Below are 1,320 nucleotides of genomic sequence, written 5' to 3'. Positions count from 1 at the left end.
CGGCCGCCGTCCGGCGCGGCCACTACCAGCACCGCGCCGCCGTCCTCGTCCGCTCGGCCGACGACATCGCCCGCTCCTTCGCAGACCTCGACGCGGACGACGGCGTCCCGGCGGTCAGCCTCGGCCGGGTGAAGGCCCTGCGACCCGTCGACACCGCTTTCGTCTTCTCCGGACGCGGACCCCAGTGGCCCGGCATGGGCCGCGGACTGGCGCGCCACAGTGCCGCCTTCCGCGACCGGCTCCAGGAGTGCGACGCCCTGATGCGTCCGCTGCTGGGCGTGTCCGTGTCCGAACTCGTCACCGGCAAGGACGACGCGGCCCGCGAACGGCACTGGCAGCCCGTGCTCTTCGCCTTCCAGGCGTCACTGACCGCGATGTGGCAGGCGGTGGGCATCACGCCGTCAGCCGTCGTCGGCCACAGCGTCGGCGAGGTCGCCGCCGCGTACGCCGCCGGGGTGCTCACACTGGAGGACGCGGTCACCGTCATCTGCGCCCGCCACCAGGCCGTCGCCCGTGCGGCCGAGGGCACGATGGGCGTGGTGGCACTCGCCGCCGAAGACGCCGAGAAGCTCCTCGCGGAGATCGGGGGCGGCGGCGCCGACCACCAGGTGTGGGTGGCCGCCGTGAACAGCGGGAGCTCCACCGTCCTCGCCGGCACCCGCGCCGGGCTCGACGAGGTCCACGCCCGGCTCGCCGAAAGCGGCGTCGACTACCGCGCGGTGGACGTCGACTTCCCGTCGCACAGCCCGCTGATGGCTCCGGCCGCCGCCTGGCTGCGGGGCGAAATCGCCGGGATCCGCCCGCATCCCGCGACGGTCCCGCTGTACTCCACGGTCACCGGGACGCTCGCCGACGGCACCACCTGGGACGTCGCATACTGGGCGGACAACCTCACCGGGACCGTCCGCTTCGCCGACGCCCTACGGCAGTTGAGGGACGCCGGGACCACCGTCTTCCTGGAGATCGGCCCGCACCCCGTGCTCGTCCCCGCCGTCGAGGAGGAGAACGAGTCCGCCGGCCACGAGGCCGCGGTCCTCGCCTCCGCGCGCCGCGACGCCGACACCACCACCTGGCTCGGCTCCCTCGGCGACCTGTACTGCCTCGGGGCGGACATCCACTGGGAAGGGCTCTACCCGAGCGGCAACTTCGTCCCACTGCCCGGACAGCCGTGGCAGCGCGAGCGGTTCTGGCTCCCGGACGAAGCCGCCCTCGACCAGGAAACGGAAACCCCGGTCCCCGGCAGCCGGGCGAGCACGACAGCCCGCGCTGCCGCCGGGAACACCTCCGTACCGGCCCGCGACAGCCGCGCGGAGCACCCGG

Annotated in this window: 1 protein-coding gene; it reads left to right on the top strand. The window is 74.4% G+C overall.

The features are described from left to right. A partial coding sequence (locus R6V09_RS53345; protein WP_317888585.1) for an acyltransferase domain-containing protein occupies positions 1–1,320 on the top strand: 1,320 nt, incomplete at both ends.

Source organism: Streptomyces sp. W16, from assembly GCF_033194735.1.
Taxonomy (GTDB): Bacteria; Actinomycetota; Actinomycetes; order Streptomycetales; family Streptomycetaceae; genus Streptomyces.
This window is presented reverse-complemented; position numbering and strand designations above follow the sequence as displayed.